Here is a 25,398-nt window from a genome sequence, read left to right on the forward strand (position 1 = left end):
GGCCGGATAACCGGCCCTTTTCATTCATCTGCTTATGCGAGGTAGAGTGCGCGCAGCGTCTGCGGCACCGCATCATCCGCATTTGATCCAATCACTTCCAGCGCCGGCAGCGTATCTTTCAGCCGCTGATGAGCGTTCTGCATGATACAGCCCTTACCCGCCATGCTCAGCATCTCCACATCGTTCATGCCGTCGCCAAAGGCGATACAGCTTTGCAGCGAATGACCCAGCTGCTTCGCCACGGCTTCCAGCGCATGCCCCTTCGACACGCCGCCCGCCATGACCTCCAGACAGGTGGGTAATGAGAAGCTGACGTTAACCCGGTCACCCCAGCGCGCTTCAATGGCCTGCTCCATCGGGATCAGATGTTCAGGGTTTTCGCAGGTGAAGAAGACTTTGCTGATGTTATCGGTTGGCAGCAGACCTGGCTCATAGACCTGATAATTGAACACCGACTCGCGGAAGTAATCCTGTTCCGCCGGACTTGAGCGGCTGACAAACCACTCATCATCCCGGTAGACGTGAGTCAGGATTTCGTTGTGATGATATTGCAGGCCAAACAGATCGCTGGCAATGTCGTCATCCAGATTGTGACTGAAGACCAGTTCGCCCGCCGCGTTGTGAACGCGCGCGCCGTTTGAAGTGATCATATAAGCCGGAATCGCCAGGCTGTCGCGCATCTGTCCGACATCGATATGATGACGGCCGGTCGCGAAAACGAAGTGGATATCTCTGGCGACCAGCTGCTGCAGCGTTTCGCGTGCAAACGGGGTCAGGCGATGTTCGGGAGAAAGCAGCGTGCCATCCAGGTCGGATGCAACGATGTGGTACATGAAAACCTCGGGTATCGGAGTCTGCCGGCTTTCGCCGGTCGGATAAATAACGTTAGTGATGCGCTGAAAAGAAGTCGACCACTGCATTGAGCGCTTCGGCACGCATCGCGTCTTTTTCAAACAGGATCTCATGACGCGCGCCGTTGATCACCCGCGGCGTGTTGCCCTCACACGGATGACCCGCCGCAGCCATCGCGGCACAAAACAGGTCCTGCGAACGGTTATCGACCACCCGATCCTCGCTGGCCTGTAACAGCAGCAGCGGCGTGGTGATCTTATCCACCTGGCTGATGATGTTGCGACCGGCATGGATGCCTTCGCGCACCCAGTGATAGGTCGGCCCGCCAACGCGAATCGCCGGATCATCAGCATAAAAGCGCAGGTTACGCCGGTAACGCTCAGCACTGTGCGTCAGCCGGTTGATGCCAAACGGATGCGCGCGCCAGCGTCCGGTGCCGAGCGCATAACCATCGCGCACCGCCGGTCGTTTCTCCGCCCAGTCGAGTATCCGGTGGGTCAGGAAGGCGGGCAACGGCAGCGCAATACCAAACATCGGGGCCACCAGGGCAACCGCATGAAAAGCCTGCGGCTGCCGCGCCAGAAACAGCGTTAATATTGCGCCCCCCATCGAGTGAGCCAGCGCATAACGCTGCTGATAGTGACCGCTGACGATCTCTTTCAGATAGAGGGTTTCGAGATCGTCGACATAGTGGGTAAATTCCACCACGTGGCCGCGGTGTGAGTCCTCCAGCAGACGATCGGAGCGCCCCTGGCCGCGATGATCGAGGATCACCACATCGAAGCCACAGTGAAACAGATCGTAGGCCAGCTCGGGGTATTTGATGTAACTCTCGATGCGGCCGGGCACAATCAGGATGACACGCGTATGTTTCGGTGACGTGAACCGGACGTAACGCAATGTCAGATTACCGACGCCGGTAAACTCACGCTCTTCACGGCTGTGCCAGAAGTCGAGCAGCGGACCGGTTGCAAAGGCAGCAAAGGCTTTTTCGCGTCGCAGCCAGCTGGCTTTGTGTGGATTCATTCGCCCTCCTGATGACCGGATAAAGAGTCCCTGTTGCCGTACGCAGGCCGTAGCGCCGCGCTTATTTCTGGCGTATTGTGTCACACTTCCGCCCCTAAAGAGAGCGCAACCCATGACCATCGAATGGTGGCTGACCTATCTGCTCACCACCACAATTCTCAGCCTGTCGCCCGGCTCCGGCGCGATTAACACCATGAGTACCGGCATCAGCCACGGCTATCGCGGCACGGTGGCCTCCATCTCCGGCCTGCAGGTCGGGCTGGCGCTGCATATCGTGCTGGTAGGCATCGGGCTGGGGGCGCTGTTTTCCCAGTCGCTGCTCGCCTTTGAGATTCTGAAATGGGCCGGTGCGGCCTATCTGGTCTGGCTGGGTATTCAGCAGTGGCGCTCAGCGGGCGGTATCGACCTGGACGCGGTCGCTAAAGCGATGCCGCGCCGTCGCCTGTTCAAACGTGCCGTGCTGGTGAACCTGACCAACCCCAAAAGCATCGTCTTTCTGGCGGCGCTCTTCCCGCAATTTATTCAGCCGCATCAGCCGCTCTTTATGCAGTATCTGGTGCTGGGCGTGACGACCGTAGTGGTCGATATCATCGTGATGATTGGCTACGCCACGCTGGCGACCCGCATTGCGGGCTGGATTAAAGGGCCAAAACAGATGAAGCTCATGAACCGTATTTTCGGCGGACTGTTTATGGCGGTCGGCGCCCTGCTGGCCAGCGCCAGGAAGATCGCCTGATCCTGACGCGCCGGCCCGCCAGGGCCGGCGCGATCGCTTCTCTCTCATCACACCGCCGGCACGGCACGCAGCACGATGATGCCCGGCACTGACCGCATATATTCCCTGAACGGCGCATCGACAACCCGGCGGTTTTCAGCCCGCGAGGAGGCGTTCCTGAACCACAACCGGCCATCGTGCCGGACGGCAATCCCCACATGTGAGACATCCAGCCCCGCCGCGGGCGTGTAAACCCCGACATAATCGCCATTCTGAATCTGGTCAAGCAGCCGGGGCGTAAGGGCGCGGGCCGGAATGTAAGTGATCGGACGCGGCATCACGCCCAGACCCGGCACTTTTTCTGTTCCGCTGGCCTGACGATTGAGTGGCTTCATCACCGTCACCGCCGCCGGGCTCAGTGTGCGGGTGACGTCATCGGCAATCGGCGGGCTGTCAGCAGCCCAGTCAGAAAAAAAGTGGCGCCGTTTCAGGTAGCTGACCTCGCCATCCCGATAACGGGTGCGGATAAGGCTGGCTTCAAAGCTGGGGCGATCGTGGCTTTGGCTCAGCGCCTGCACATAATCCAGCAGCGTAAAGCAGTCTACCCCATAGAGGTTGATCACCAGCGCTTCGGGCGTCGCAGGCGAGCCGATCAGCGTATGGGCCTGATAAGGTGTCCCGAGAAAAGCCGCAGAGATCCGGCTAATCCTGTCACCCTGCGGCAGACCGGGCGCAGGAAGCTGCGCCAGCATCGACGTCACCTTATCCGTCCGGATCGGCTGCGATGCCGGATAACGGGTCGCCGCCGGTGACGCGCAGGCGCTGATGCCCGCACTCATTAACAGCAGCAGCAGCGCTTTCATTCTCATCATCCTGTTCCTGCAAAAATATGCCCGGTTACCGACCTTACCAGAGGTGATGCCTCGGTGGATTAACACCGGGTGACGATTGAGTGACGGTTAAGGTAACGGGATAAACGGTGGAGCAGAGTTTGATCGCTGTCACATGAGGGAGAGACGACGGGAGGTGAGAGCCCTGCCGGACGCGCCTCGTGCACGCCGGCATCCGCGATGCTTAGCGGGAGATAATCAGATGGATGCCGAAACCGGCAAAGAGCACCCCTGCCATACCATCCACCCATTTTGCCAGGCGCTGATATTTTGCTCGCATCCACGGCAGGGCAAAGATTGCCGCCACCAGCGCAAACCAGGCAAAAGTTTCTGCGATGATCAGCAGGAACAGCCCCCAGCGCTCCGTCGCGCCGACATCATCCCCGACAAACAGCGAGAAGACGCTGCCGAAGTAGATAATCGCTTTAGGATTTGAGAGATTCGTCAGCAGCCCTTTGAGGAAGCTCATGCCGCGTTTTGGCAGCTCCACCACCGGTTCATCCTGCTGCGGCTGTTTGTGGCGCTGACGTGCCGAGCCCATCAGCTGCCAGCCCATCCACAGCAGATAGAGTCCGCCACCGACCATGATGATCTGGTGCAGCCAGGCCATTTTCTCCAGAATCAGATGCAGCCCCATCAGCGCCACCCCTGCCCAGACAACGATACCGAGCGTAATGCCCAGCACGCCCATCATCGCCTCTTTGCGTGAGCGGCTGGCAGCCGTCTGTGAGACGAAAAAGAAATCCGGGCCGGGGCTCATCAGCGCCACCAGGTGTACCAGCGCCACAGTGGCAAATAACATCAGCATAATCAGTGTCCTTTACTCTTCATCGAGATGCTCTTTGATCATCACCAGGAAAGGTTTGCCAAAGCGCTCCAGTTTGCGGTGACCCACGCCATTGACGCTGAGCATCTCTGACGCGCTGACCGGCATCTGTTCTGCCATTTCAATCAGTGTGGCGTCATTGAACACCACGTAAGGCGGAATATTCTCTTCATCGGCAATCGCTTTTCGCAGCTTACGCAGCTTGGCAAAGAGCTTGCGATCGTAGTTGCCACCGTGAAACTTCGCCGGACTGCTGCTCTTCGTCTTCGCGGTAATCAGGCGCGGCACCGCCAGCATCAGGGGGACTTCACCGCGCAGCACCGGGCGGGCGGCTTCGGTCAGCTGCAGCGCCGAATGCATGGCAATGTTCTGTGTGACCAGCCCCAGATGAATCAACTGACGTAACACGCTGACCCAGTGCTCGTGGCTCTGATCTTTGCCGAGTCCATAGACCGGCAGTTTGTCATGGCCCTGTTCCCGGATACGCTGATTGTTGGAGCCGCGCAGCACCTCCACAATATAGCCCATGCCGAAACGCTGCCCCACGCGGTAGATGCCGGAGAGCGCCTTCTGCGCCTCGACCAGACCATCATACCGTTTAGGCGGATCGAGACAGATATCGCAGTTATCGCACGGCTGCTGGCGCCCCTCACCAAAGTAGTTGAGCAGCACGAGGCGGCGGCAGGTCTGCGCTTCTGCAAACGCGCCCATGGCGTTGAGCTTATGGCGTTCAATATCCTGCAGCGGCCCCGGCACTTTCTCTTCCAGACACTTACGCAGCCAGGCCATATCTGCCGGGTCGTAAAGCATCATCGCCTCGGCGGGCAGACCATCACGGCCGGCACGGCCGGTTTCCTGGTAATAGGATTCGATATTGCGCGGGATATCAAAGTGAACCACAAACCGGACGTTGGGCTTGTTGATGCCCATCCCAAAGGCCACCGTCGCCACCACGATTTGCAGATCGTCACGCTGAAACGCTTCCTGCACTCTGGCGCGCTGTTCGCTGTCGATACCGGCATGATAGGCCCCGACGCTCAGCCCCCGGCTCTGCAGGCGCGCGGCGGTGTCTTCCACCTTCGCCCGGCTGTTGCAGTAGATAATGCCGCACTTGCCGCGCTGATCCTGCACGTAGCGCAGCAGCTGATCGGTGGGCTTAAATTTTTCCACCAGGGTGTAGCGGATATTGGGACGGTCGAAGCTGCTGATCTGGATCAGCGGGTCCTGCATGTGCAGCAGGTTAACGATGTCGTTACGGGTGGTTTCATCGGCGGTCGCGGTCAGCGCCATCACCGGCACCTCCGGGAAGCGTTCACGCAACCGGCCCAGCGCGCCATATTCCGGACGGAAATCGTGCCCCCACTGCGAGATACAGTGCGCCTCATCCACCGCCAGCATCACAGGCTGCCAGTGTGCCAGATTGTCCAGGAAGTTATCCATCATCAGGCGTTCAGGGGCGATATAGAGAAGCTTCACCCGACCGGTGCGGCAGTCAGCCATCACCGTCTGCTGCTGTTCGCGCGTCATGGTGGAGTTGAGACACGCCGCGGCCACGCCGTTTGCCAGCAGCTGATCGACCTGATCTTTCATCAGTGAGATCAGCGGCGAGACCACCAGCGTCAGGCCTTCGCGCACCAGCGCCGGGATCTGATAGCAGAGCGATTTACCGCCGCCGGTGGGCATGACCACCAGACAATCGCGCCCGCTCAGCGCCTGATTGATGATCGTCTGCTGACCGGGACGAAACTGCTGGTAGCCGAAGGTATCCTGCAATACCTGCTGCGCCAGCGCTTCCTGATTGAGAACTGCCGAGGTTGCCACGCGATTCCTGTCGTACGTTAGGGATTAGAACAAGTCGTTGAGCGTTACACCCACACCCAGACGCGTCTGGCGATGGTTGTAATCGATCAGTGATTCACCGTAGCCGCTGAACACCTGCGTATAGAAGCGGACATGCTCACTGATTGGGTAGCTCCAGGCCATCGTCGCACCGCCATAACCGCTGTTCCAGTTATAGTTGCCTTCAACGCTGAAGATACTGTCGCCCAGCTTATAGCCCAGCCGGGTGCGGTAATAACCCATATATTTGGTGATATCGGGGTTGTCGTCATTATTTGCCCCGTCCGGGATGCGATACCAGGGTTTAATCTCCGCCAGGAAGTTCCCGTTCTCCGCCATCAGCCGCGCATAAACGCGGTTCCAGCTGCGCGAAGTGGGATCGCTGCGTCCGTTAGACTCATGATTCAGACCCAGTTCGACATCCCGCAGTGTCCAGCCACCCAGCGAATAATCCGTGGCCCAGCCAAGGAAAATCTGCGGCTCATAATTGGTCTCACGGAAGGGCGAGGATTCACCGCGATTCGACAGCTGCCACCAGGAGCGCTGGGTGTAAGAGGCGGCCAGCACCGAGTTATCACCCAGAATACCGCGCCACAGCGGAAACGCCAGGCTGAGCTGGAATTTCACTTCATCTTTGCGGGCATTTTCTCCCCAGTTATAGGAGGAGATCGCCTCTTTATTCAGGTCGCTGGTGTAGGTGTAGAGCAGATAGTTGTTCTCGTAAGGATAGAGAACAAACGGATTATCATGCTTCTCCAGCAGGTTAGCAATGATGCTGCCCTGAACCTGTGGCGCGTCATGAACCTCTTTGATCTGAGCTTCATCTGCCTGCGCCAGCGCAGGAATTATCAACATTGCCGCCAGCAAGGCGCGATGCTTACGCATAAAATTCTCCGGTGAGCGCTGCGTATCAAAACAACTGAAAGGGTGTCGTAAAAAGCAGGCCATTCTACACGCAAATGGCAGTGAGCAAGAGTGCTGATTTCTTAAACTGGAAACCCCCTCGCAGGCGGCATAGAATACACAACTCATTCAGATTGCGCGCCCCTCTGGCCCGATTTTTTCAGGACACATCATCATGTCATCACCCGTGCTGACACCGCAGGACGCTCGCCAGCTGGTCGGCGAAATTTTCGTTTATCACATGCCCTTCAATCAGGCGCTGGGTCTGGAACTGATGCGCCTGGAGGCGGACTACGCCGAAATCAGCTTTGCCAACAAAACCATGCTGGTGGGCAACCAGGCACAACAGATCCTGCATGGCGGGGTGATCGCGTCGGTTCTGGATGTGGCGGCTGGCATGGTCTGCGTCAGTAACGCGCTGACCCGTCAGGAGAGCATCAGCGAAGCCGAGCTTCGCCAGCGTCTCTCCCGCATGGGCACCATCGATATGCGCGTTGACTATCTGCGTCCCGGACGCGGCGAGCGCTTTACCGCCACCAGCAGCCTGCTGCGTGCCGGTAACAAAGTCGCCGTGGCGCGCGTCGAGCTGCACAACCAACAGGGCGACTATATCGCCACGGCAACCGCCACCTATCTTATCGGCTAAGCACGCCATCTGGATCTCATATGGATACGCAACAAACCCGCCAGGGCGTGGGTTTCGCCCTGGGGGCTTACTTTATCTGGGGCATCGCGCCGGCTTATTTCAAACTGGTGAAGCAGGTTCCGGCCACGGAAATCATGACGCACCGGGTTATCTGGTCTGCGCTGTTTATGCTGCTGCTGATTACGCTGAGCCGCAGCTGGCCCGTCGTACGCAGCGTGTTGTCTCAGCCAGCAAAAGTGCTGATGCTGGCGCTGACCGCGCTGACCATTGGCGGCAACTGGCTGCTGTTTATCTGGGCGGTCAATAATCAGCATATGCTGGAAGCCAGTCTGGGTTACTTTATTAATCCGCTGATTAATGTGGTATTCGGCATGCTGTTTCTGCGCGAGCGTTTCCGTCGTCTCCAGTGGCTGGCGGTGCTGCTGGCCACCCTCGGCGTGCTGGTGCAGCTGTGGCAGTTCGGTTCGCTGCCGGTGATTGCGCTGGGGCTGGCGCTGAGCTTCGCCCTGTATGGTCTGGTGCGTAAAAAGATTCAGGTCGATGCTCAGAGCGGCATGCTGATTGAGACCCTGTGGCTGTTCCCCCTGGCGGCCATCTATCTGTTCGTCTTTGCCGACAGCCCCACCAGCCATCTCTCCGCTAACCCGCTGAGTCTCAACCTCAGGCTGGTCGCGGCAGGGATTATTACCACCATTCCGCTGATGCTGTTTGCGGCGGCCTGCAGCCGGCTGCGTCTCTCCACGGTTGGCTTCTTTCAGTATCTCGGCCCGACCCTGATGTTTATCCTGGCGGTCGTTTTCTACGGGGAAACCATCACGCCAGACAAGATGGTCACCTTTGGCTTCATCTGGCTGGCGCTGCTGGTGTTTGTCTGCGATGCGGTGGCGTTTTCATTCCGCACCCGTGCGCGCGTAGCGTGAAATAAAGCGCGCCATCGCCGGACCGGTCAGCAGGATGGTGAACAGACGCAGCGTCTGTAACGCCATCACAAAAGCCATGTTGACCTGGGTGCCCGCGGCAATAATCGCCACCGTGTCCAGCCCGCCCGGACTGGTGGCGAGATAGGCGGTCATCAGATCGATATCCAGCATCTGCGTCAGCATCCACGCCAGCCCGCCACACAACAGCATCAGCCCGAAGATGGAGGCGAGCATCTGCGGCAGCGTGCGCAGCGCCAGCAGGAAAATCGGACGGGTGAACCGGAGCCCGACACTCCAGCCGATCAACGCGTAGGCCAGAGCCAGCAGCCACTCCGGCACCTGGAGTACCGCAACACCGCTGCCGTTCAGTGCCGCCCCCGCCAGCGCGGGCAGCAACAGCGCCCCCGACGGGATGCGCAGCCGGGTGCCCAGCCACGCGCCCGCCAGCATCACCGCCAGCGTGATGACAAAGCCGCGATTCAGGGCGGGAAACCAGAGCAGCGAGACGCTGTGTGCCTCATCCCCCAGACCGATACGTGCCACCAGCGCCGCCGCCGAGGCGACAAACAGCACCCGCAGATACTGCATGAACGCCACCAGCCGCACGTCGGCCCCAAAGTCGCCCGCCATCGCCACCATGGCGGATGCGCCACCCGGTGACGATCCCCAGGCACCGGTCGGGCCAGGCAGCTGACTGAAGCGCACCAGCAGAAAGCCCGATACGCCGCTGGCCGCCAGGGTCAGCAGCAGCACCCCCAGCACCACCGGCCACTCCTGAATCAGCGGCGTCAGAATCGACAGCGACAGGCTCTGTGCAATCATGCAGCCCAGTACCGCCTGCGCCAGCAGGAACAACCGCCTGTCGATGCGCAGCGTTGCGCCTGATAACCCCATCACCACGCCGACCACCATCGGGCCCAGCAGCAGCGCCGCGGGCACCTGAAAGTGGTGCAGCAGCGTCCCCAGCAGGACCGACACCAGCAGCAGCAGCGCCCACTGCGCGCGTAAGGATAAAGCGTCCATAAAAGTTAATTATTTGTAAAAACAAGGGGGACAGAGTACGCAGAAATGGCGACAGGAGCCAGCAGAACGGGCCATCGATGATGGCCCGGAACGTTTTACAGCCAGTTTTTACGTTTGAAGTAGAGATAGGGTGCCAGACCCGCCAGGATCATCAGGCCAATCGCCGCCGGATAGCCAAAGCTCCACTTCAGTTCCGGCATAAACTCGAAGTTCATCCCGTAGCTGGAGGCCACCAGCGTCGGCGGCAGGAAGACGACGGAGACCACCGAGAAGATCTTGATGATGCGGTTCTGCTCGATGTTGATAAAGCCCATCGCGGCCTGCATCAGGAAGTTGACCTTCTGGAACAGCGATTCGTTGTGCGGCAGCAGCGACTCGATATCGCGCAGGATTTCACGCGCCTGCTCCAGCTGGTTGCCCGGCAGACGCGCTTTGCGCACCAGGAAGTTCAGGGCGCGCTGGGTATCCATCAGGCAGAGACGCACTTTCCAGCCGATATCTTCCAGCTCTGCCAGGCGTGACAGCGCCTGATCGTACTCTTCGCCCTGCTGACCTTCCATAATCACCCGGCTGAGTTTCTCCAGCGCGCTGTAGATGTTTTCGATCTCATCCGCCAGCTGTTCGATTTTGGTTTCGAACAGGTCGAGCAGCAGCTCAAACGCGTTGCCGTCGATCAGGGTCTGGTTTCGGGCGCGCATGCGGTAGAGACGGAAAGCGGGCAGTTCGCGTTCGCGCAGGGTATAGAGGCGGCCTTCACGGATGGTGAACGCCACGGTGGAGTTACCGGCGTGATCGTCCGCATCTTCATAAAAGAAGAAGGAGTGGATGTGCAGACCATCTTCATCTTCAAAGAAGCGCGCCGACGCCTCGATATCTTCCAGCTCAGGTCGGGTTGCCAGGCTCTGGCCCAGCTCACACTGCACCCGGTCACGCTCGCCCTCTTCCGGCTCGATCAGATCGACCCAGACGGAGGTGGTCAGTTTGTCGTTTTCGTCTTCCAGCTCCAGTCGCGTCAGGCGGCTGTGGTCCAGTTTAAATGCGCTCAGCATAGCAATACTCCCCATTGCAGACTAAATGGGACAAGGCAATCCGCCGTTCTTCAACACAGAACGGGCGGCCTGAACACGGAAACAGAGTTTCAAAGGTAAATCAGTGCTGACTCGTGCGACGGGATCAAAAAGGGAGGTCGCTGATAACCGCTAAGGCTACCCGCGTAAAGAGGTAGCCTTAGATGTTATGCCTGGTATCCAGGTCATTGAGCCAGCATCGACTGGGCGTGTCCAAGGCGTTGTCCTCTCATGATAATAGTGGGCGCATGTTACGCTGAGACGAAAAAGCCGTCAACCGCACGCTAAAGCGTTTCCAGCTTCGCGTAAGCCGCCACCAGCCACTTGATTCCCTGCCCCTGAAACGCCACCTGCAGGCGGCTGTGCTCGCCGCTGCCTTCCAGGTTAATGATGGTGCCTTCACCAAATTTGGCGTGATGAACACGCTGGCCCAGCGAGAATCCGCTGTCATTTTTGGTCACCGGTGCCCCCATCCGCTGATGGCTGACCGGACGACTGACACTGGCGCGCAGCCGCACTTCTTCAATGCACGTTTCGGGCAGCTCACCGATAAAACGGGAAGGGCGGTGATACACTTCCTTACCATAGAGTCGGCGGGTTTCAGCGTAGGTCAGCGTCAGCTTGAGCATCGCTCGGGTGACGCCGACATAAGCGAGACGACGCTCCTCTTCCAGCCGGCCCCCCTCATCAAGCGACATCTGGCTCGGGAACATCCCCTCTTCCATGCCGACGATGAAGACCTGGCTGAACTCCAGCCCTTTTGCCGAGTGCAGCGTCATCAGCTGAACCGCATCCTGCCATTTGTCCGCCTGACCTTCGCCCGCTTCCAGCGCCGCATGAGATAAAAACGCCTGCAGCGGCATCAGATCTTCATCTTCGTCCTGATAGCTGAACTGGCGGGTTGCCGTCACCAGCTCCTCAAGGTTTTCGATTCGCGCCTGACCCTTTTCGCCTTTCTCCTGCTCATACATCAGCCACAGACCGGAGTCTTTGATCACCCGATCGGTCTGAACATGAAGCGGTAATTCGGCGGTTTCGGTTGCCAGGGAATCGACCAGCTCACAGAAGCGTTGCAGCGCCGAGGCGGCCCGGCCAGCCAGCGCACGGGTTTGCAGCAGTTCGCGCGTCGCCTGCCACAGTGTCATCTGACGTTCGCGGGCGGTCTGACGCACCACGTCGAGCGTCCGATCGCCCACGCCGCGCGTCGGGGTATTGACCACACGCTCAAACGCCGCGTCGTCATTGCGGTTCGCGATCAGACGCAGATAGGAGAGCGCATCTTTGATCTCCTGACGTTCAAAGAAGCGCATGCCGCCATAAATCCGGTAGGGCATGCTGCTCTGCAGCAGCGCCTCTTCCAGCACGCGCGACTGGGCGTTACTGCGGTAGAGAATGGCGCAGTCATTGAGCGCCCCGCCGTTCTCCATCCAGACCTTGATGCGGTTAACCACGAAGCGCGCTTCATCCAGCTCATTGAAGGCGCAGTAGATAGAGATCGGTTCCCCATCACTGCCGTCGGTCCAGAGCTCTTTACCCAGCCGGCCATTGTTATTGGCGATCAGGGCGTTGGCGGCTTTCAGGATGTTATTGGTGGAGCGATAGTTCTGCTCCAGACGGATGGTTTCCGCGCCGGGAAAATCCTGCAGGAAGCGCTGAATATTTTCGACCTGCGCGCCACGCCAGCCGTAGATCGACTGGTCATCGTCACCCACGATGATTACCCGGCCGCTGTCACCCGCCAGCATCCGAATCCAGGCATACTGAATGTTGTTGGTATCCTGGAACTCATCCACCAGCACGTTGGTGAAGCGTTCGCGGTAGTGATTCAGAATGTGCGGCTTGTTGAGCCATAACTCATGCGCGCGCAGCAGCAGCTCGGCAAAGTCAACCAGACCGGCGCGGTCGCACGCTTCCTGATAGGCCTGATAGATGCGCAGCCAGGTCTGCTCGATCGGATTGCCGTAGCTTTCGATATGCTTTGGCCGCAGGCCTTCATCTTTTTTGCCGTTGATGTACCACATGCCCTGACGTGCAGGCCACTGCTTCTCATCCAGGTTCATCGATTTAATCAGGCGCTTAAGCAGGCGCAGCTGATCTTCGCTGTCGAGGATCTGAAAGTCCTGTGGCAGACCGGCGTCAAGGTGATGAGCACGCAGCAGGCGATGCGCCAGACCGTGGAAGGTGCCGATCCACATCCCGCCCTGGCTGGTGCCAATCAGCTGCTCAATACGGTGACGCATCTCCGCCGCCGCTTTGTTGGTAAAGGTCACCGCCATAATGGAATAGGGTGAACAGTTCTCTACCGACATCAGCCAGGCGATGCGATGCACCAGCACCCGCGTTTTGCCACTGCCCGCGCCTGCCAGCACCAGCAGGTTACTGCGCGGGGCCGCTACGGCCTCACGCTGATTGTCATTTAACCCATCGAGCAGTTCAGAAACGTCCATAAGCACCGGTTACCAAAGAGAAAACGCCGTCATCGCGCGCGGTATTGCGCCTGCCACAGGCAAGGCGGGCGGCAAAGCTGAAAGCGGCAACGACTGGATAAATTTACAGCCATTATAGCAGTGAGGTGAGTGATGCCAACCGCGAAATTTCGACATGCGGCAACAGGCGCGCGTCCGGGATATGCATCAGGTTGCCCTGCCGCAGGTTAATCCAGCACGCCTGCAGCCCGCCGCGCAGCGAACCCGCCACGTCAGTGGTGAGATCGTCGCCCACATGCAGGATATGGTGGGGGGCGATAGCAAGACGCTGCGCCGCCAGCTGATACATATCCTGCCACGGCTTGGCGCGCCCGTCGGGCCCGGCGCGCAGAGTGAACTGAAAATAGCCGGCAATACCCATTTTTTCCGGGCTGGCGTTGCCGTTGGTGATCGCCACCAGCGGCACCTTCTCCGCCAGCGCTTTCAGCGTCTGATGGGTTTCCTCCGGCATCACAACCTGACTCCGCCACTGGTGGAAGACCGCCATCACCTCTGCGGCGCCCGCCGTGGCTTCCGCCGCAGAGAGGCCGATATTCAGCATCGCCAGCTCAACCGAACGGCGGCGCCACTCCGAAACGTCGTGAAAGATGTCGGGCTCTCGCTGCAACAGCTCATCACGCAGTTGCTGATAATCCTGCGGCGTAAAGTCGCGCAGCGCCGGATGAAAAGCCTGTAACGCGGCATGAGACTCCAGCGTGGTGCGGCGGATCACCGGGTAGTTATCGTAAAGCGTGTCATCAAGGTCGAAAGTCATGGCTTTGATGGCCGACAGCGGACGATAAAACTTCATTCGTTCTTTCCTCGTTTGGCGCGGGGATGCGCGGCGTCATACACCGAAGCCAGATGCTGGAAGTCGAGATGGGTATAGATCTGGGTCGTCGACAGGTTCGCATGCCCCAGCAGCTCCTGCACGGCGCGCAGATCGCCGCTGGATTCCAGCAGATGCGTTGCAAAGGAGTGACGCAGCTTATGCGGATGGATATGACTGGCGACGCCCTGACGAATGCCCCATTCGGCGAAGCGCTTCTGCACGCTGCGCGGTGAGATGCGGTTGCCGCGCGTTGAAAGAAACAGCGCATCATCCTGACAGCCGAAGGTCTCACGCAGCGGCAGCCACTGTTCGATCCAGGTCACCGCCGTGCGGCCAATCGGCACCCGGCGCTCTTTACTGCCCTTACCCACCACCCACACCTCACCGGAATCGAGGTCAACGTGGCGGCAATCCATATTGACCAGTTCAGAGAGACGCAACCCGCCGCCATACATCACCTCCAGCATCGCCCGGTCGCGAACGGCCAGCGGATCGCTGAGATCGATCTCCAGCAGCTGATTCACTTCGTCAACGTCGATATTCTTCGGCAGATGGCGCGCTTTACGCGGCGTCATCACCCCTTTGGCGGGGTTAGCGGCGAGCATACCCTGACTGACCTGCCAGTCCAGGAAACTGCGCAGGGCGGAGAGACGCAGCGCAAGGCTGCTGGCCGAGAGTCCGGCGCGGCGGCTGCGCGCCGCCATACTGCGCACCTGGGCCGGCTCCAGCGCGGCCCAGCTGCTGAGCTTCATCTCATCCGCAATCGCGACCAGCGCAGCGAGCTGGCGCGCATAGCTGCTCTGGGTCAGCGGACTTAACTGGCGTTCCACTTTCAGGAAGCGCAGAAATCCGTCAACGGCCTCCTGCAGCGCGCTGCTCATGCGCGTTCAACCCAGCGCGACAGCAGACCTGGCATCATCTGTGACAGGTGCTGCAACAGCAGCGTTCCCATGCCTGACTGATAGTGCTGGCTGTCGCGGCTGCTGAAAATCAGCACGCCGAGGTCGCCCGCTTCGCCCATCAGCGACATCGCCACCGAGCCGATCGCTTTAGCCTGCGGCAGCAGCAGCAGCAGTTCCGGGCCGTTGATGTTGCCGAGATAGTGATGCTGATGACCGAAACGCTGAATACGCAGCGGTTCGAAGGCCTGACGCGACAGGCTCAGCTGGAAGAAATCGGAGGGGGCGCCCAGCAGCCATTTATCGCTGAACAGCCGCACGTTGGCACCCGCCAGCCCCAGCTCTCGCGCCCAGCGATGCAGCCGGTTGAGCATATCCTGCAGCGAGTCAGCCGCGGCCAGATGGCTCTCCAGCGACAGCAGACGATCAAACAGCTCATGGTTGGCGCTGGCCTGCTCCATCAGCAGCGTGATCTCCTCTTCCAGCCGCTGGATGTGGTTGCGCTGACGCGCCATATGCCACTCCACCAGCGAGACGCTGCCGCGAACCGGATGCGGCACGGCCATCTGTTCCACTTCGCGGGCGTTACGGATAAAGAAATCGGGATTCTGCCGCAGATAATCACTGACGGCCTGATCGTCCAGCAGAACCGAACTGTCAGCCTGCTCTTCGATATTTTTCATAGATGAATAAACCCATCGTAGACGTGTGTCGCAGGACCGGTCATGTAGAGCGGCTGTCCGGCCCCTTTCCAGGTGATATGCAGGGTTCCGCCGGGCAGATCGACACGCACTTTGGGTGCCAGAATGCCCTGCTGGATGCCACATGCCACGGCAGCACAGGCGCCGCTGCCGCACGCCTGCGTTTCTCCCGCGCCGCGTTCGTAGACGCGCAGGCGGATGTGTTCGGGATTGACGATCTCCATGAAGCCCACATTGACCCGCTCCGGGAAGCGCTCATGGCTTTCCAGAATCGGACCCAGCAGTTCAACCTGTGCGGTTTTCACACTTTCAACCTGAATCACGCAGTGCGGATTGCCCATCGACACCGCGCCCAGCATCACCGTCTGTTCGGCCACGCGCAGCAGATAGAGGTTTTCCGCTTTATTGGCACGGAACGGCACCTGCTGCGGCTCAAAGTTCGGTTCGCCCATGTTTACGCGCACCTGATCGTCCGGCGTCACGGTTAACACCATGCGGCCATTCTGGGTACTGACCCGGATATCGCTTTTGTTGGTCAGCCCTTTCAGCTGCACAAAGCGGGCAAAGCAGCGTGCGCCGTTACCGCACTGAGCCACTTCGCTGCCGTCGGCGTTGAAAATGCGGTAGTGGAAATCGAGATCGGGATCGTAGGGCGGTTCAACAATCAGCAGCTGATCGAAGCCGATCCCCAGATGACGATCGGCCAGCCGGCGGATCAATTCCGGCGAAAAGAAGACGTTTTGCGTCACCGCATCCACAACCATAAAATCGTTGCCGAGACCGTGCATTTTGGAGAACTGCATTTTTTGCTCCGCCGGGTAAGCCATCAGATTAGTTCGCTTTTACGCCTGAATTGCCGGTTACCAGCCCGCCCACATCGGCTTTAGAGGCGTCCGCTTTCTGGCGTTCGGTCGGCGCTTGTTGTTTCTTCGGCTGATCCTTCGGCGGGAAGTAAAGCGGCCCTTTCAGACCACAACCTGCAAGGCTGATTACTGCCAGTGTCATGGCAAACAGGCTTATCACTTTCTTCATTCTTTATGCTCTTTATGTCCTTTACCTGGATGCTTATCATCGCAGTTGAAGGTGGAAAAGCAACAGGAAATCCCCGCAAATAGCGTGAACCTGATAAGCGGTCAGGAAGCGCGCGGCCACCTGCTGAGCGCAGGCAGCCGGTCGGCATCAGTGCACCTGATAGCGAGGCTGATAGTCGCTGTTGTCGTTGTCAGGCTGGCTGGTGCAGAGCTGGGTCAGCGTCTGACTGCGGAACGGTATCACCTGAAAACGCTCGCCGGTGTTCACTATCTGGTAGAACTGCGGCAGGTTAAAGTTGATGAAGCTCGACCCGTAGGTAAAGCGATCGTGCGAGGAGGAGTAGAACCGGCTGACGTCGCGCACCAGCTCCTCTTTGCTGCCTTCGCAGTGATGGTAAACCTCAACCCGGTTGGACTCATCCAGGATATAGATGTTGAAGCCCTGGTCGTCCGTCGTGTTCTCGAAAAAGAACTGAATAATGCCTTCGCTGGCATAGCCGTTGACCACCGGCGGCAGCGGCGTCTGGTTGGTTTCGACTTTGATCGACAGCCCGTGCAGCTTGTTATTGGAGATCGCGCCATAAAACTCCACCGCGTTTTCCAGCTTCTGCACGGAGACGCTCATGCGTTCAAAGAAGAGTCCCCAGGTCTGGCCAGCCATACGCAGCGCCTTGAAGCGGCCAGGCTCCTGACGCGTGCTGGAGAGGCGCAGCTCAATGCACTCGGACACCAGTTGCTGAACGCGCGTGCGAATCAGACCGCGCAGATGCTGGCTGTAGCAGAAGACTTCTACCGTGTCTGGCGGTGCGGCATCCTGGTGCATCTTGCCCAGAATGGTTTTCAGTCCCTCGATCATCGCCTGTTCACCGCTGAAGTGCAGGGTTCGCACCTCATTCCATGAGTTACGGTAGAGCAGGTCAATGCTGCCAATCAGACACTGCTGCTGCTGACCGAAGCTGAAGACATCGAGTTTGCGGAAGTCAAAATGCACCACCTGATTGCGGAAGGCCGCCGTCGGATCGTGCTCAAGGTTCACGATAATCGCCAGGTGCCGAATTTCGCACGGGCTGTAGAGCGCTTTGGGCGTCGGCGCAGGCAGGCGCAGCGGGAAGTGGCTCGACACGTCGTTAACCAGCTCCTGCAGGCGCGCCAGATCGCAGGTGTCATTGCCTTTGATATGCAGCCGTGTTTTACGGGTCAGCAGGCCATTGAACCACGCCCACGCCACCAGCTTGTTCAGATAGCGGTTATATTCCAGCGGCTGATGGCTGATGATCGAATCCATATCCGGCGCCTGATTATAGAGATACCAGCCGGAGCGGTTGGCACGGCCAGGCGGCACATGAATAAAGGTCAGGTTCGGCTCAGAGAGATCGGGTGAAATCTGCGGGTTCACCAGCGTCACTTTGCCCGGCAGCGCCTCAAAGGCGGCATACAATTTACGGGTCAGCACGCCGATATCCTGCGGGCTGGCGCTCACGCTTAAATTGTTACGGCGGGCAAAGCGGATCAGGTTGCGATAGCTCTGCATCATCGCATCCAGCAGTTCATTGTGGGCTTCACGCACGCGCTCGATTTTCCACCCGGCGCGGTTATCCAGGATAGCGAGCTTCTCGTCGTTCCAGCCCCACTCTTTCACCAGCTGCGACAAAATTTCGCGACGCCAGCCGCTGCGCTGCGGATGGTCGTCCGTGCTGAGCTTTTCGCACACTTTGAGATAGAAACAGCGCCGCACCAGGTCGAGACGCGGCTGATCGTCGATGCTGGTCAGATAGTGCGTCACGCGCTCCAGCATCATGCAGTAAGGGTCCAGCCCGAAGCAGATGATTTCGCCATCGTGCAGACGCTGTTTAATGTCCATCGCCAGCAGCTGGGTGTTCGGGTATTCCCAGCTGTAGGCTTCCAGCAGCAGGGTCTTCAGCACCGCTTTATAGGGCGAATCGATGCTCTTATAGAGCTGCCACAGGCTGGCACCGAAATACTCTTCCGCCGACAGGGTGCCAAGGCCGCCCAGATCGAGCCACTCGTTGGGCGTCAGCACCCCTTTGGCGTAGAGCGACATCACGTAATCGTCGTAGTGATGCTCCTCTTCGCCCGGCACCATATTCCACAGGAGGCGTTTACCCGCCATACGCACCGCGGTGCGGTAAAACTCATCCAGCAGGAGAATATGTTGCGTTGAGCCGCAATCTTCACCGCCCAGACTGCCGCTTTCGTTGTGACGGAAGCGGTTCTCGTCGATCAGGAAGAAGCTCACTTCCACGCCCATCGAGACGCACCACTTCTGCAGCAGCGTGCATTTGCGCTGCAGATTCAGGCGCTCTTCATTATCCAGCCAGGATTGATGGCAGACCCAGATATCGAGATCTGAGACGCTGTTCTGCCCGACAGAGGAGGTGCTGCCCATGGAGTAGATCGCCGTGATCGGCATTTCGCCTTTCGGCGCATCGGCATGGCGCAGGTCGCTGTCACCGGTGAGATCGGCCAGCAGCTGACGCTGGTTTTCATCAGGCGTGAAAAAGCTGATGCCATGTGGAACGTTACCTTCAAGGTAACCCGGCATCTGCGGATGTTGATAATGTAATAAGGTTGGCAGCAGACTGTAGACGCGCTGAAAAGCGGGTCCCATGGCAGCCAGCGCACGATCAACGCGCAGCTGGTTGATTGCATCCAGTCTCTGTTTCAGTGTCTCAATGTAGAGGTACAAGACGTTTCGCCTGATTGTCCCAGTGTTTAAGCACCCTGTTTCCCCGCTCTGCCGCTTATAAAAGTAAAAAAGTGGGCAGATAATTGCTGGAAACGTGATCAATCTAACACCCGGCAGATTGACCGTAAAGAAAGTTGCGCTACTTAACAGTTTAGCACGTTCTTACCAGCTTCCCGCCTTTTCAGCACTGGTTCCCACGTGATGGCTTGATAAACCGGGCCTGAAACCGCTCACAGGCCGTTTTCAATCCGTTGAAACTGACAGTATTCACCCAGAGATGATAGGATATTCAGTGAACGATAAAAATGGTTAACAGCATGTTAGACAAAATTTTCAGAATTGCTACAAGACAAAGCCCGCTCGCATTATGGCAGGCACATTATGTACAGCAACGCCTGATGAGCGCCCATCCGGGACTGCGCGTTGAACTGGTGCCAATGGTCACCAAGGGTGACATTATTCTTGATACGCCGCTGGCGAAAGTCGGCGGTAAAGGGCTGTTTGTCAAAGAGCTGGAACTGGCGATGCTGGATGGCCGGGCCGATATGGCGGTGCACTCAATGAAAGATGTGCCGGTCGATTTCCCTGAAGGTCTGGGCCTCGTAACCATCTGCGAGCGCGACGATCCGCGCGATGCGTTCGTTTCTCATCATTATGACAGCCTGGACGCGCTGCCTCAGGGTGCTATTGTCGGCACCTCCAGCCTGCGTCGTCAGTGCCAGATTAGCGCTCGCCGCCCGGATCTGGTGATCCGCTCGCTGCGGGGCAATGTGGGCACCCGTCTGAGCAAACTGGATGCCGGTGAATATGACGCGATTATTCTCGCCGTTGCCGGGCTGAAACGTCTGGGGCTGGAAGATCGTATTCGTCAGGCCCTGCCTGCTGAAGTCTCCTTACCCGCCGTGGGCCAGGGCGCAGTCGGTATTGAATGCCGTCTGAATGACACCACCCTGATCGGCCTGCTGCAGGCGCTGAATCACGACGACACGGAAGTCTGTGTCAGAGCGGAACGCGCCATGAATACCCGTCTCGAAGGGGGTTGTCAGGTGCCTATCGGCAGTTTCGCCGTGCTGGAAGGCGATGAACTCTGGCTGCGCGGCATGGTCGGTGCACCGGATGGTCATGTAATGGTCAGCGGCGAGCGTCGTGGTCCGCGGGATCAGGCCCGCGAGATGGGCATTTCCCTGGCCGACGAGCTGCTGGACGGTGGCGCCCGTGAGATTCTGCAGGACGTTTACCAGGGGCAGCCACCGGCATGACCATTCTGGTGACGCGCCCGGAACCCGCCGCGGCAGAGCTGGTGTCACGCCTGCATGCCCTTGGCAGGCAGGCGTGGAGCCTGCCGCTAATCGAGTTCGCACCGGGCGCGGACCTCCCCTTTCTGCCTCAGAAGCTCGCCGCCCTCCGCCCGGGGGACATGGTTTTCATTCTTTCTCAGCAGGTTATTCACTACGCGCAGCACGCGATCAAAGCATGGCCCGGCGAGCTGGACTATTATGCAATTGGTCGCAGCACTGCGCTGGCGTTTCACACCGCCAGCGGCCGGCAGGTAACATGGCCCCATGCTCATGAAACCAGTGAAGAACTGATTCAGCTGAATACGCTGCAGCAGATTACCGGTAAACGTGCGCTAATCCTGCGCGGCGACCCCGGACGCGAATTGCTGGCAGAGACATTAACCCGGCGTGGTGCTGAGGTGACGTTTGCTGCCTGTTATCAGCGCTGTCAGAAGCATTACGACGGACCGGTCGAAGGCCGCCGCTGGCGCGATCGCGGCGTCTCGGTACTGGTGGTCACCAGCGGTGAAATGTTACAACAGCTCTTTTCGCTGTTCCCCGCAGTCGATCGCGAGGAATGGCTGCTCAACTGCCGACTGATTGTCGTCAGTGAACGTTTGGCTACCCTGGCCGCAGGATTGGGTTGGCAGGATATTCAGGTAGCCGATGGTGCCGATAACGATGCGCTGCTGCGCGCGTTACGATGAACTTAACAATGGGATGTGCCACATATGACGGAACAAAAAGACTCCTCCGCCATGGTTGAAGAAACCACCCCAGCGGTCGACCGCTCTCTCTCCAGCAACGACACGCCTCCGCGCAATGCGAATAAAGGTGGCATGGCGCTGGGGGCAGTGGCGATCGTCATTGCGCTGGCGATGGGTGCAGGTTTATACCTTTACGGGAAACATCAGGCTGATTTACAGGCACAGACCAATCAGAAGCTGAGTGACCAGCTGAGTGCGCTGCAGCAGCAGGCCAGCAGCGACAAACAGCAGCTGACTCAGCAGCTGAGCGGCGCTGAAACCGCACTGCAGACGGCACAGGCTCAGCAGAACGCGTCAGCCAAAGAGCTGGAAACCCTGCGTGAAAAAATGGCCGTGATTTCCGGCAATGACGTGCGCAGCTGGTTGCTGGCCCAGGCCGATTATCTGGTGAAGCTGGCTGGCCGCAAGCTCTGGAGCGATCAGGATGTCACGACCGCCGCTGCGCTGCTGAAAAGCGCCGATGCCAGCCTGGCCGACATGAACGATCCCAGCGTAATGAACGTGCGTCGCGCCCTGACCCAGGATATCAGCAATCTCTCCTCCGTGACGCAGGTCGATTATGACGGCGTGATCCTCAAGCTGAATCAGCTGTCGAACAACGTCGATAATCTGCGTCTGGCAGACAACGACAGTGATGATGCGCCGATGGACAGCGATGGCGGCGAACTGTCGGGTTCCGTGCGCGAATGGCGTCAGAACCTGGTGAAGAGCTGGCACAACTTTATGGATGACTTTATTACCATCCGCCGCCGCGATAACACCGCTCAGCCGCTGCTGGCCCCGAATCAGGATGTCTATCTGCGGGAGAATATCCGCTCGCGTCTGCTGATCGCAGCGCAGGCTGTGCCGCGTCATCAGGATGAGATTTACAAACAATCTATCGATACCGTCTCCGCCTGGGTTCGTGCCTGGTATGACACTAACGATGCGGCAACGAAAGCCTTCCTTGCCCAGCTGGATGAGCTGAGCCAGCAGAACATCAATATGGATCTGCCTGACACGCTGGAAAGCCAGCCGTTGCTGGAACAGCTGATGCAGACCCGTGTGCGGAACCTGTTAGCACAGCCCTCTGCCGCTGCCACTCAGCAGGGAGGCTAAGCATGCTTAAGGTATTTATCCTCTTTATCCTGCTGATTGCGGGCGTGGTACTGGGACCGATGATTGCCGGTCATCAGGGCTATGTGCTGATTCAGACTGATAACTGGAATATCGAAACCAGCGTCACCGGGCTGGTGATTATCCTTATTCTCAGCCTGCTGGTGATTCTGGCCGTGGAGTGGCTGCTGCGTCGCGTGCTGCGAACCGGCGCACGCACCCGGGGCTGGTTTACCGGACGTAAACGCCGCCGCGCCCAGCGTCATACGCAGACTGCGCTGATGAAGCTGGCGGAAGGTGACCACCGTCAGGCGGAAAAACTGCTCTCTAAAGATGCCGATCACGCGGATGTGCCGGTAGCAAACTACCTGCTGGCTGCGGAAGCCGCGCAGCAGCGCGGTGATGAAGTGCGTGCCAATCAGCATCTTGAACGCGCGGCAGAGCTGTCCGAAAACAATACTATTCCGGTAGAAATTGCCCGCGCACGTATTCAGCTGGCGCGCAATGAAGATCACGCTGCACGTCACAGCATCGATCGTTTGCTGGAAGTGGCACCGCGTCATCCTGAAGTGCTGCGTCTGGCTGAACAGGCCTATGTCCGTACCGGCGCCTGGAGTGCGCTGCTGGATATTCTGCCTGCGATGCAGAAAGCGCAGGTCGGCGACGACCTCCATCGCGACGCGTTGCAGCAGCAGGCCTGGCTGGGCCTGATGAATCAGGCGATGGCCGATCAGGGCAGTGACGGTCTGAAACGCTGGTGGAATACGCTGAGCCGTAAGACCCGTCAGGATACCACGCTGCAGGTCGCCATGGCGGATCACCTGATTGAGTGCAACGATCATGACACCGCGCAGTCGATCGTGCTGGAAGGCCTCAAGCGTCATTATGACGATCGTCTGGTGCTGCTGATGCCCCGCATTAAAAGCGGCAATCCGGAAGCACTTGAGAAGGCCTTACGTCAGCAGATCAAACAGCATGGCGCAACGCCGCTGCTGCACAGCACGCTGGGGCAGTTGCTGATGCGTCATGGAGAGTGGCAGCAGGCAGCGGATGCTCTGCAGCAGGCGCTGGCACAGCGTCCTGACGCATTCGATTATGCGTGGCTGGCGGATGTGTATGATCGTCTGCATCGTCCGGAAGAGGCCGCGAAGATGCGCCGTGAAGGCTTACTGCTGACGCTGAAAAATAATCCTGGCGCCTGACAGGCGCAAAGCTAACTAAGCCGGGCTCGCCCGGCTTTTTTGTGCCCGCAATCTGCCGCTCCTTCTCCTCAGGAAAAAAAACACCTGCCAGTGGCAGGTGTAAGATCAGGTCGGTAAGACAACCGGGAGGTACCCGACTCAACGTGGTGTCTGGTAATCCTGTAAGGCTTACGCGATGCAGGCAGGCAGACAACAGGTACCTAAAATTGGCTCTGCATCATTCCCAGGTTTATGCAGCATCAGCAGACATAAGAGGTGGAATGAGCATCTACAGCAGGAGTATTGCACAAGCCGTGCCAGTTTGAAGGTTATTTTAAAAAATATTTTAAATCATTATGTTATCGAAGAGGCTGAGTGCTTCAGCGGAGCAAATGCCGGATAAGTGTCGGTATCCGGCGACAGCTGACCTTTTCTCTGTCTCAGAATGGAGACAACAAGGTCAATCTCTCTGTTAACGTAACAATAACAATGATTTATTTGTCTGCGATTCCCGACGCTGCTCAGACTGTTGGCCATATAAAAGCAGAGTAGCTTTGGTTGCCACCGCACCGCCCGCTCTCACCACAGTGCGGGCTTCAGGGAGTATACGCCTTTCGCAAAGACGCAAAAGACGCCATCCATGGCAGGCTCAGCGCGGGCCATCCCTGGCCCGCTATGCTTTGCTACAGGCGTATGCTCCCTTCGCTTTAAGTCTGGCAGATGCATTAAGTACTGACATAAGCTTCAGAGGGTTTACAGCAATGAAGAAGCTCAACGTACAGGTAACACGGGCAGAGGAGGAAAGCGTCCCACGCAGGGACAAAAACGCCGGGAGCGTTTTTGAACAACGCAACGCGTTGGCCCGGCAACGGGCGCACCTCATGGATGAGGTGCATAATCGCGTGGGCCGAGCGGCCATGGATGGCTTAAGCGACTTTCCGATCTGACCGTGTTCCCTTCGCAGGCTCAGATTTACAGCAAACTTATCTCGCCGTACCTGCCTGAACCTTCTGCAAAGGTCCTCACCCACTTTTCTACAGACGAAAAAAAACCTGTCTTTTCAGACAGGTTTCTAAAAATGGTCGGCGAGAGAGGATTACACTGCTCTGCGAGCAGCGCCCTCCGGGCCGTTGCTGAAGCAACGTTGTCTCGCTACGCTCGGCTCAAACCTCCTTCGGAGGTTCTCATCCTCTTTTTTTCAGACGAAAAAAAACCTGTCTTTTCAGACAGGTTTCTAAAAATGGTCGGCGAGAGAGGATTCGAACCTCCGACCCACTGGTCCCAAACCAGTTGCGCTACCAAGCTGCGCTACTCGCCGATTTTTTTAACTGTTTTGCCTGGTGCGAAGAGAGGGACTTGAACCCTCACGTCCGTTAAGACACTAACACCTGAAGCTAGCGCGTCTACCAATTCCGCCACCTTCGCGTATCCCAGCAAAATCTGGGGTGGCTAATGGGACTCGAACCCACGACAACTGGAATCACAATCCAGGGCTCTACCAACTGAGCTATAGCCACCACTGTACTTAATGTTACAAGTCAAAGACCTGCAGCATGTAAATCTTTACTGCCAACCGCGGTAAATCAACCACCGAAGCTCATGCGCACAAACGATATGGCGCGCCCGACAGGATTCGAACCTGAGACCTCTGCCTCCGGAGGGCAGCGCTCTATCCAGCTGAGCTACGGGCGCGTAGCGCCGTTGCGGATGTGCATACTAGAGATAAGCGCCCATCG

General features: G+C 58.3%; 23 protein-coding genes, 4 tRNA genes and 1 other RNA gene. 7 read left to right on the top strand and 21 right to left on the bottom strand.

Going from position 1 to position 25,398, the window contains the following annotated elements; genetic code table 11:
- Positions 1–32: 32 nt before the first annotated feature.
- Both yigL and pldB read right to left on the bottom strand, forming a co-directional pair.
- Positions 33–833 carry a sugar/pyridoxal phosphate phosphatase YigL gene (yigL, locus tag OJ965_RS20020; RefSeq protein ID WP_265137597.1) on the bottom strand — a complete coding sequence of 267 codons (801 nt, stop codon included), beginning with the start codon at positions 831–833 and terminating at the stop codon, positions 33–35.
- A gap of 52 nt (positions 834–885) precedes the next feature.
- Entirely contained in the window at positions 886–1,878 is a 993-nt protein-coding gene (gene pldB, locus OJ965_RS20025) for a lysophospholipase L2 (RefSeq protein ID WP_009088474.1), read from the bottom strand.
- Positions 1,879–1,990: 112 nt separating this feature from the next.
- Between pldB and rhtB the strand changes: the two genes are divergently transcribed.
- The gene (rhtB, locus tag OJ965_RS20030; RefSeq protein WP_003854387.1) at positions 1,991–2,614 is read left to right on the top strand and encodes a homoserine/homoserine lactone efflux protein; all 624 of its coding nucleotides are present in this window, start codon (positions 1,991–1,993) and stop codon (positions 2,612–2,614) included.
- Between the two features lie 47 nt (positions 2,615–2,661).
- On the opposite strand, the gene OJ965_RS20035 is transcribed toward rhtB, so the two are convergent.
- The 4 genes from OJ965_RS20035 to pldA all read right to left on the bottom strand — a co-directional run bounded on the left by OJ965_RS20035 (position 2,662) and on the right by pldA (position 7,033).
- Entirely contained in the window at positions 2,662–3,462 is an 801-nt protein-coding gene (locus tag OJ965_RS20035) for a DUF1460 domain-containing protein (RefSeq protein ID WP_033736133.1), read from the bottom strand.
- Between the two features lie 205 nt (positions 3,463–3,667).
- Positions 3,668–4,291, bottom strand: coding sequence for a threonine export protein RhtC (rhtC, locus tag OJ965_RS20040; protein ID WP_009088470.1), 624 nt, complete (start codon positions 4,289–4,291; stop codon positions 3,668–3,670).
- Between the two features lie 12 nt (positions 4,292–4,303).
- Positions 4,304–6,130 (bottom strand): ATP-dependent DNA helicase RecQ, encoded by a 1,827-nt coding sequence (gene recQ / locus OJ965_RS20045; RefSeq protein WP_009088468.1) that lies wholly within the window; start codon positions 6,128–6,130, stop codon positions 4,304–4,306.
- 24 nt (positions 6,131–6,154) lie between these two features.
- On the bottom strand, positions 6,155–7,033 hold the full coding sequence (pldA, locus tag OJ965_RS20050) for a phospholipase A (RefSeq protein ID WP_009088467.1): 879 nt from the start codon (positions 7,031–7,033) through the stop codon (positions 6,155–6,157).
- 193 nt (positions 7,034–7,226) lie between these two features.
- Here pldA and OJ965_RS20055 point away from each other — a divergent pair, with 193 nt between their 5' ends.
- Both OJ965_RS20055 and rarD read left to right on the top strand, forming a co-directional pair.
- A complete protein-coding gene (locus tag OJ965_RS20055) occupies positions 7,227–7,697 on the top strand; it encodes a thioesterase family protein (RefSeq protein ID WP_009088464.1) in 471 nt (156 codons plus the stop codon).
- Between the two features lie 20 nt (positions 7,698–7,717).
- On the top strand, positions 7,718–8,617 hold the full coding sequence (gene rarD / locus OJ965_RS20060) for an EamA family transporter RarD (protein ID WP_265137609.1): 900 nt from the start codon (positions 7,718–7,720) through the stop codon (positions 8,615–8,617).
- Here the strand turns inward: rarD and OJ965_RS20065 are convergent.
- The 10 genes from OJ965_RS20065 to OJ965_RS20105 form a co-directional block, all read right to left on the bottom strand.
- Positions 8,588–9,640 (bottom strand): AbrB family transcriptional regulator, encoded by a 1,053-nt coding sequence (locus OJ965_RS20065; protein ID WP_265137611.1) that lies wholly within the window; start codon positions 9,638–9,640, stop codon positions 8,588–8,590. The genes rarD and OJ965_RS20065 overlap by 30 nt on opposite strands.
- Positions 9,641–9,735: 95 nt before the next feature.
- Positions 9,736–10,689, bottom strand: a complete 954-nt coding sequence (gene corA, locus OJ965_RS20070; RefSeq protein ID WP_009088458.1) for a magnesium/cobalt transporter CorA — start codon at positions 10,687–10,689, stop codon at positions 9,736–9,738.
- Between the two features lie 178 nt (positions 10,690–10,867).
- Complete coding sequence (gene ysgD, locus OJ965_RS21355; protein ID WP_350769477.1) at positions 10,868–10,924, bottom strand: YsgD/CorL family protein; 57 nt, start codon at positions 10,922–10,924, stop codon at positions 10,868–10,870.
- A gap of 67 nt (positions 10,925–10,991) precedes the next feature.
- Positions 10,992–13,154 (bottom strand): DNA helicase II, encoded by a 2,163-nt coding sequence (gene uvrD / locus OJ965_RS20075; RefSeq protein WP_009088456.1) that lies wholly within the window; start codon positions 13,152–13,154, stop codon positions 10,992–10,994.
- Between the two features lie 112 nt (positions 13,155–13,266).
- Entirely contained in the window at positions 13,267–13,983 is a 717-nt protein-coding gene (gene yigB / locus OJ965_RS20080; RefSeq protein WP_009088454.1) for a 5-amino-6-(5-phospho-D-ribitylamino)uracil phosphatase YigB, read from the bottom strand.
- On the bottom strand, positions 13,980–14,885 hold the full coding sequence (xerC, locus tag OJ965_RS20085) for a tyrosine recombinase XerC (RefSeq protein ID WP_058958097.1): 906 nt from the start codon (positions 14,883–14,885) through the stop codon (positions 13,980–13,982). Before xerC ends, yigB begins: the two co-directional genes overlap by 4 nt.
- Complete coding sequence (locus tag OJ965_RS20090) at positions 14,882–15,586, bottom strand: DUF484 domain-containing protein (RefSeq protein WP_009088449.1); 705 nt, start codon at positions 15,584–15,586, stop codon at positions 14,882–14,884. The genes xerC and OJ965_RS20090 overlap by 4 nt, the downstream gene beginning before the upstream one ends.
- Positions 15,583–16,407, bottom strand: a complete 825-nt coding sequence (gene dapF / locus OJ965_RS20095) for a diaminopimelate epimerase (protein ID WP_009088448.1) — start codon at positions 16,405–16,407, stop codon at positions 15,583–15,585. Before dapF ends, OJ965_RS20090 begins: the two co-directional genes overlap by 4 nt.
- A gap of 28 nt (positions 16,408–16,435) precedes the next feature.
- Entirely contained in the window at positions 16,436–16,636 is a 201-nt protein-coding gene (gene lptM, locus OJ965_RS20100) for an LPS translocon maturation chaperone LptM (protein ID WP_009088446.1), read from the bottom strand.
- 147 nt (positions 16,637–16,783) lie between these two features.
- A complete protein-coding gene (locus OJ965_RS20105; protein ID WP_009088443.1) occupies positions 16,784–19,342 on the bottom strand; it encodes a class I adenylate cyclase in 2,559 nt (852 codons plus the stop codon).
- Positions 19,343–19,659: 317 nt separating this feature from the next.
- On the opposite strand from OJ965_RS20105, the gene hemC reads away from it, so the two are divergent.
- Genes hemC through hemY form a run of 4 tightly spaced genes read left to right on the top strand, consistent with a single transcriptional unit; the run spans position 19,660 to position 23,683 of the window.
- The gene (gene hemC / locus OJ965_RS20110) at positions 19,660–20,601 is read left to right on the top strand and encodes a hydroxymethylbilane synthase (RefSeq protein WP_265137617.1); all 942 of its coding nucleotides are present in this window, start codon (positions 19,660–19,662) and stop codon (positions 20,599–20,601) included.
- Positions 20,598–21,326 (top strand): uroporphyrinogen-III synthase, encoded by a 729-nt coding sequence (gene hemD, locus OJ965_RS20115; RefSeq protein ID WP_009088439.1) that lies wholly within the window; start codon positions 20,598–20,600, stop codon positions 21,324–21,326. The genes hemC and hemD overlap by 4 nt, the downstream gene beginning before the upstream one ends.
- 24 nt (positions 21,327–21,350) lie before the next feature.
- Entirely contained in the window at positions 21,351–22,484 is a 1,134-nt protein-coding gene (gene hemX, locus OJ965_RS20120; protein WP_009088438.1) for a uroporphyrinogen-III C-methyltransferase, read from the top strand.
- Positions 22,485–22,486: 2 nt separating this feature from the next.
- A complete protein-coding gene (gene hemY, locus OJ965_RS20125; RefSeq protein ID WP_009088436.1) occupies positions 22,487–23,683 on the top strand; it encodes a protoheme IX biogenesis protein HemY in 1,197 nt (398 codons plus the stop codon).
- A 1,058-nt stretch (positions 23,684–24,741) separates the two neighbouring features.
- On the opposite strand, the gene OJ965_RS20130 is transcribed toward hemY, so the two are convergent.
- The 5 genes from OJ965_RS20130 to OJ965_RS20150 form a co-directional block, all read right to left on the bottom strand.
- A non-coding RNA gene (locus OJ965_RS20130) (RtT sRNA) lies at positions 24,742–24,871 on the bottom strand.
- A gap of 32 nt (positions 24,872–24,903) precedes the next feature.
- Positions 24,904–24,980: transfer RNA gene (locus tag OJ965_RS20135), tRNA-Pro, on the bottom strand.
- A 20-nt stretch (positions 24,981–25,000) separates the two neighbouring features.
- Positions 25,001–25,087: transfer RNA gene (locus OJ965_RS20140), tRNA-Leu, on the bottom strand.
- 16 nt (positions 25,088–25,103) lie between these two features.
- A tRNA-His gene (locus OJ965_RS20145) sits at positions 25,104–25,179 on the bottom strand.
- Between the two features lie 98 nt (positions 25,180–25,277).
- Positions 25,278–25,354: transfer RNA gene (locus tag OJ965_RS20150), tRNA-Arg, on the bottom strand.
- Positions 25,355–25,398 lie beyond the last annotated feature (44 nt).

It is taken from the genome of Pantoea anthophila (assembly GCF_026104315.1).
GTDB lineage: Bacteria > Pseudomonadota > Gammaproteobacteria > Enterobacterales > Enterobacteriaceae > Pantoea > Pantoea anthophila.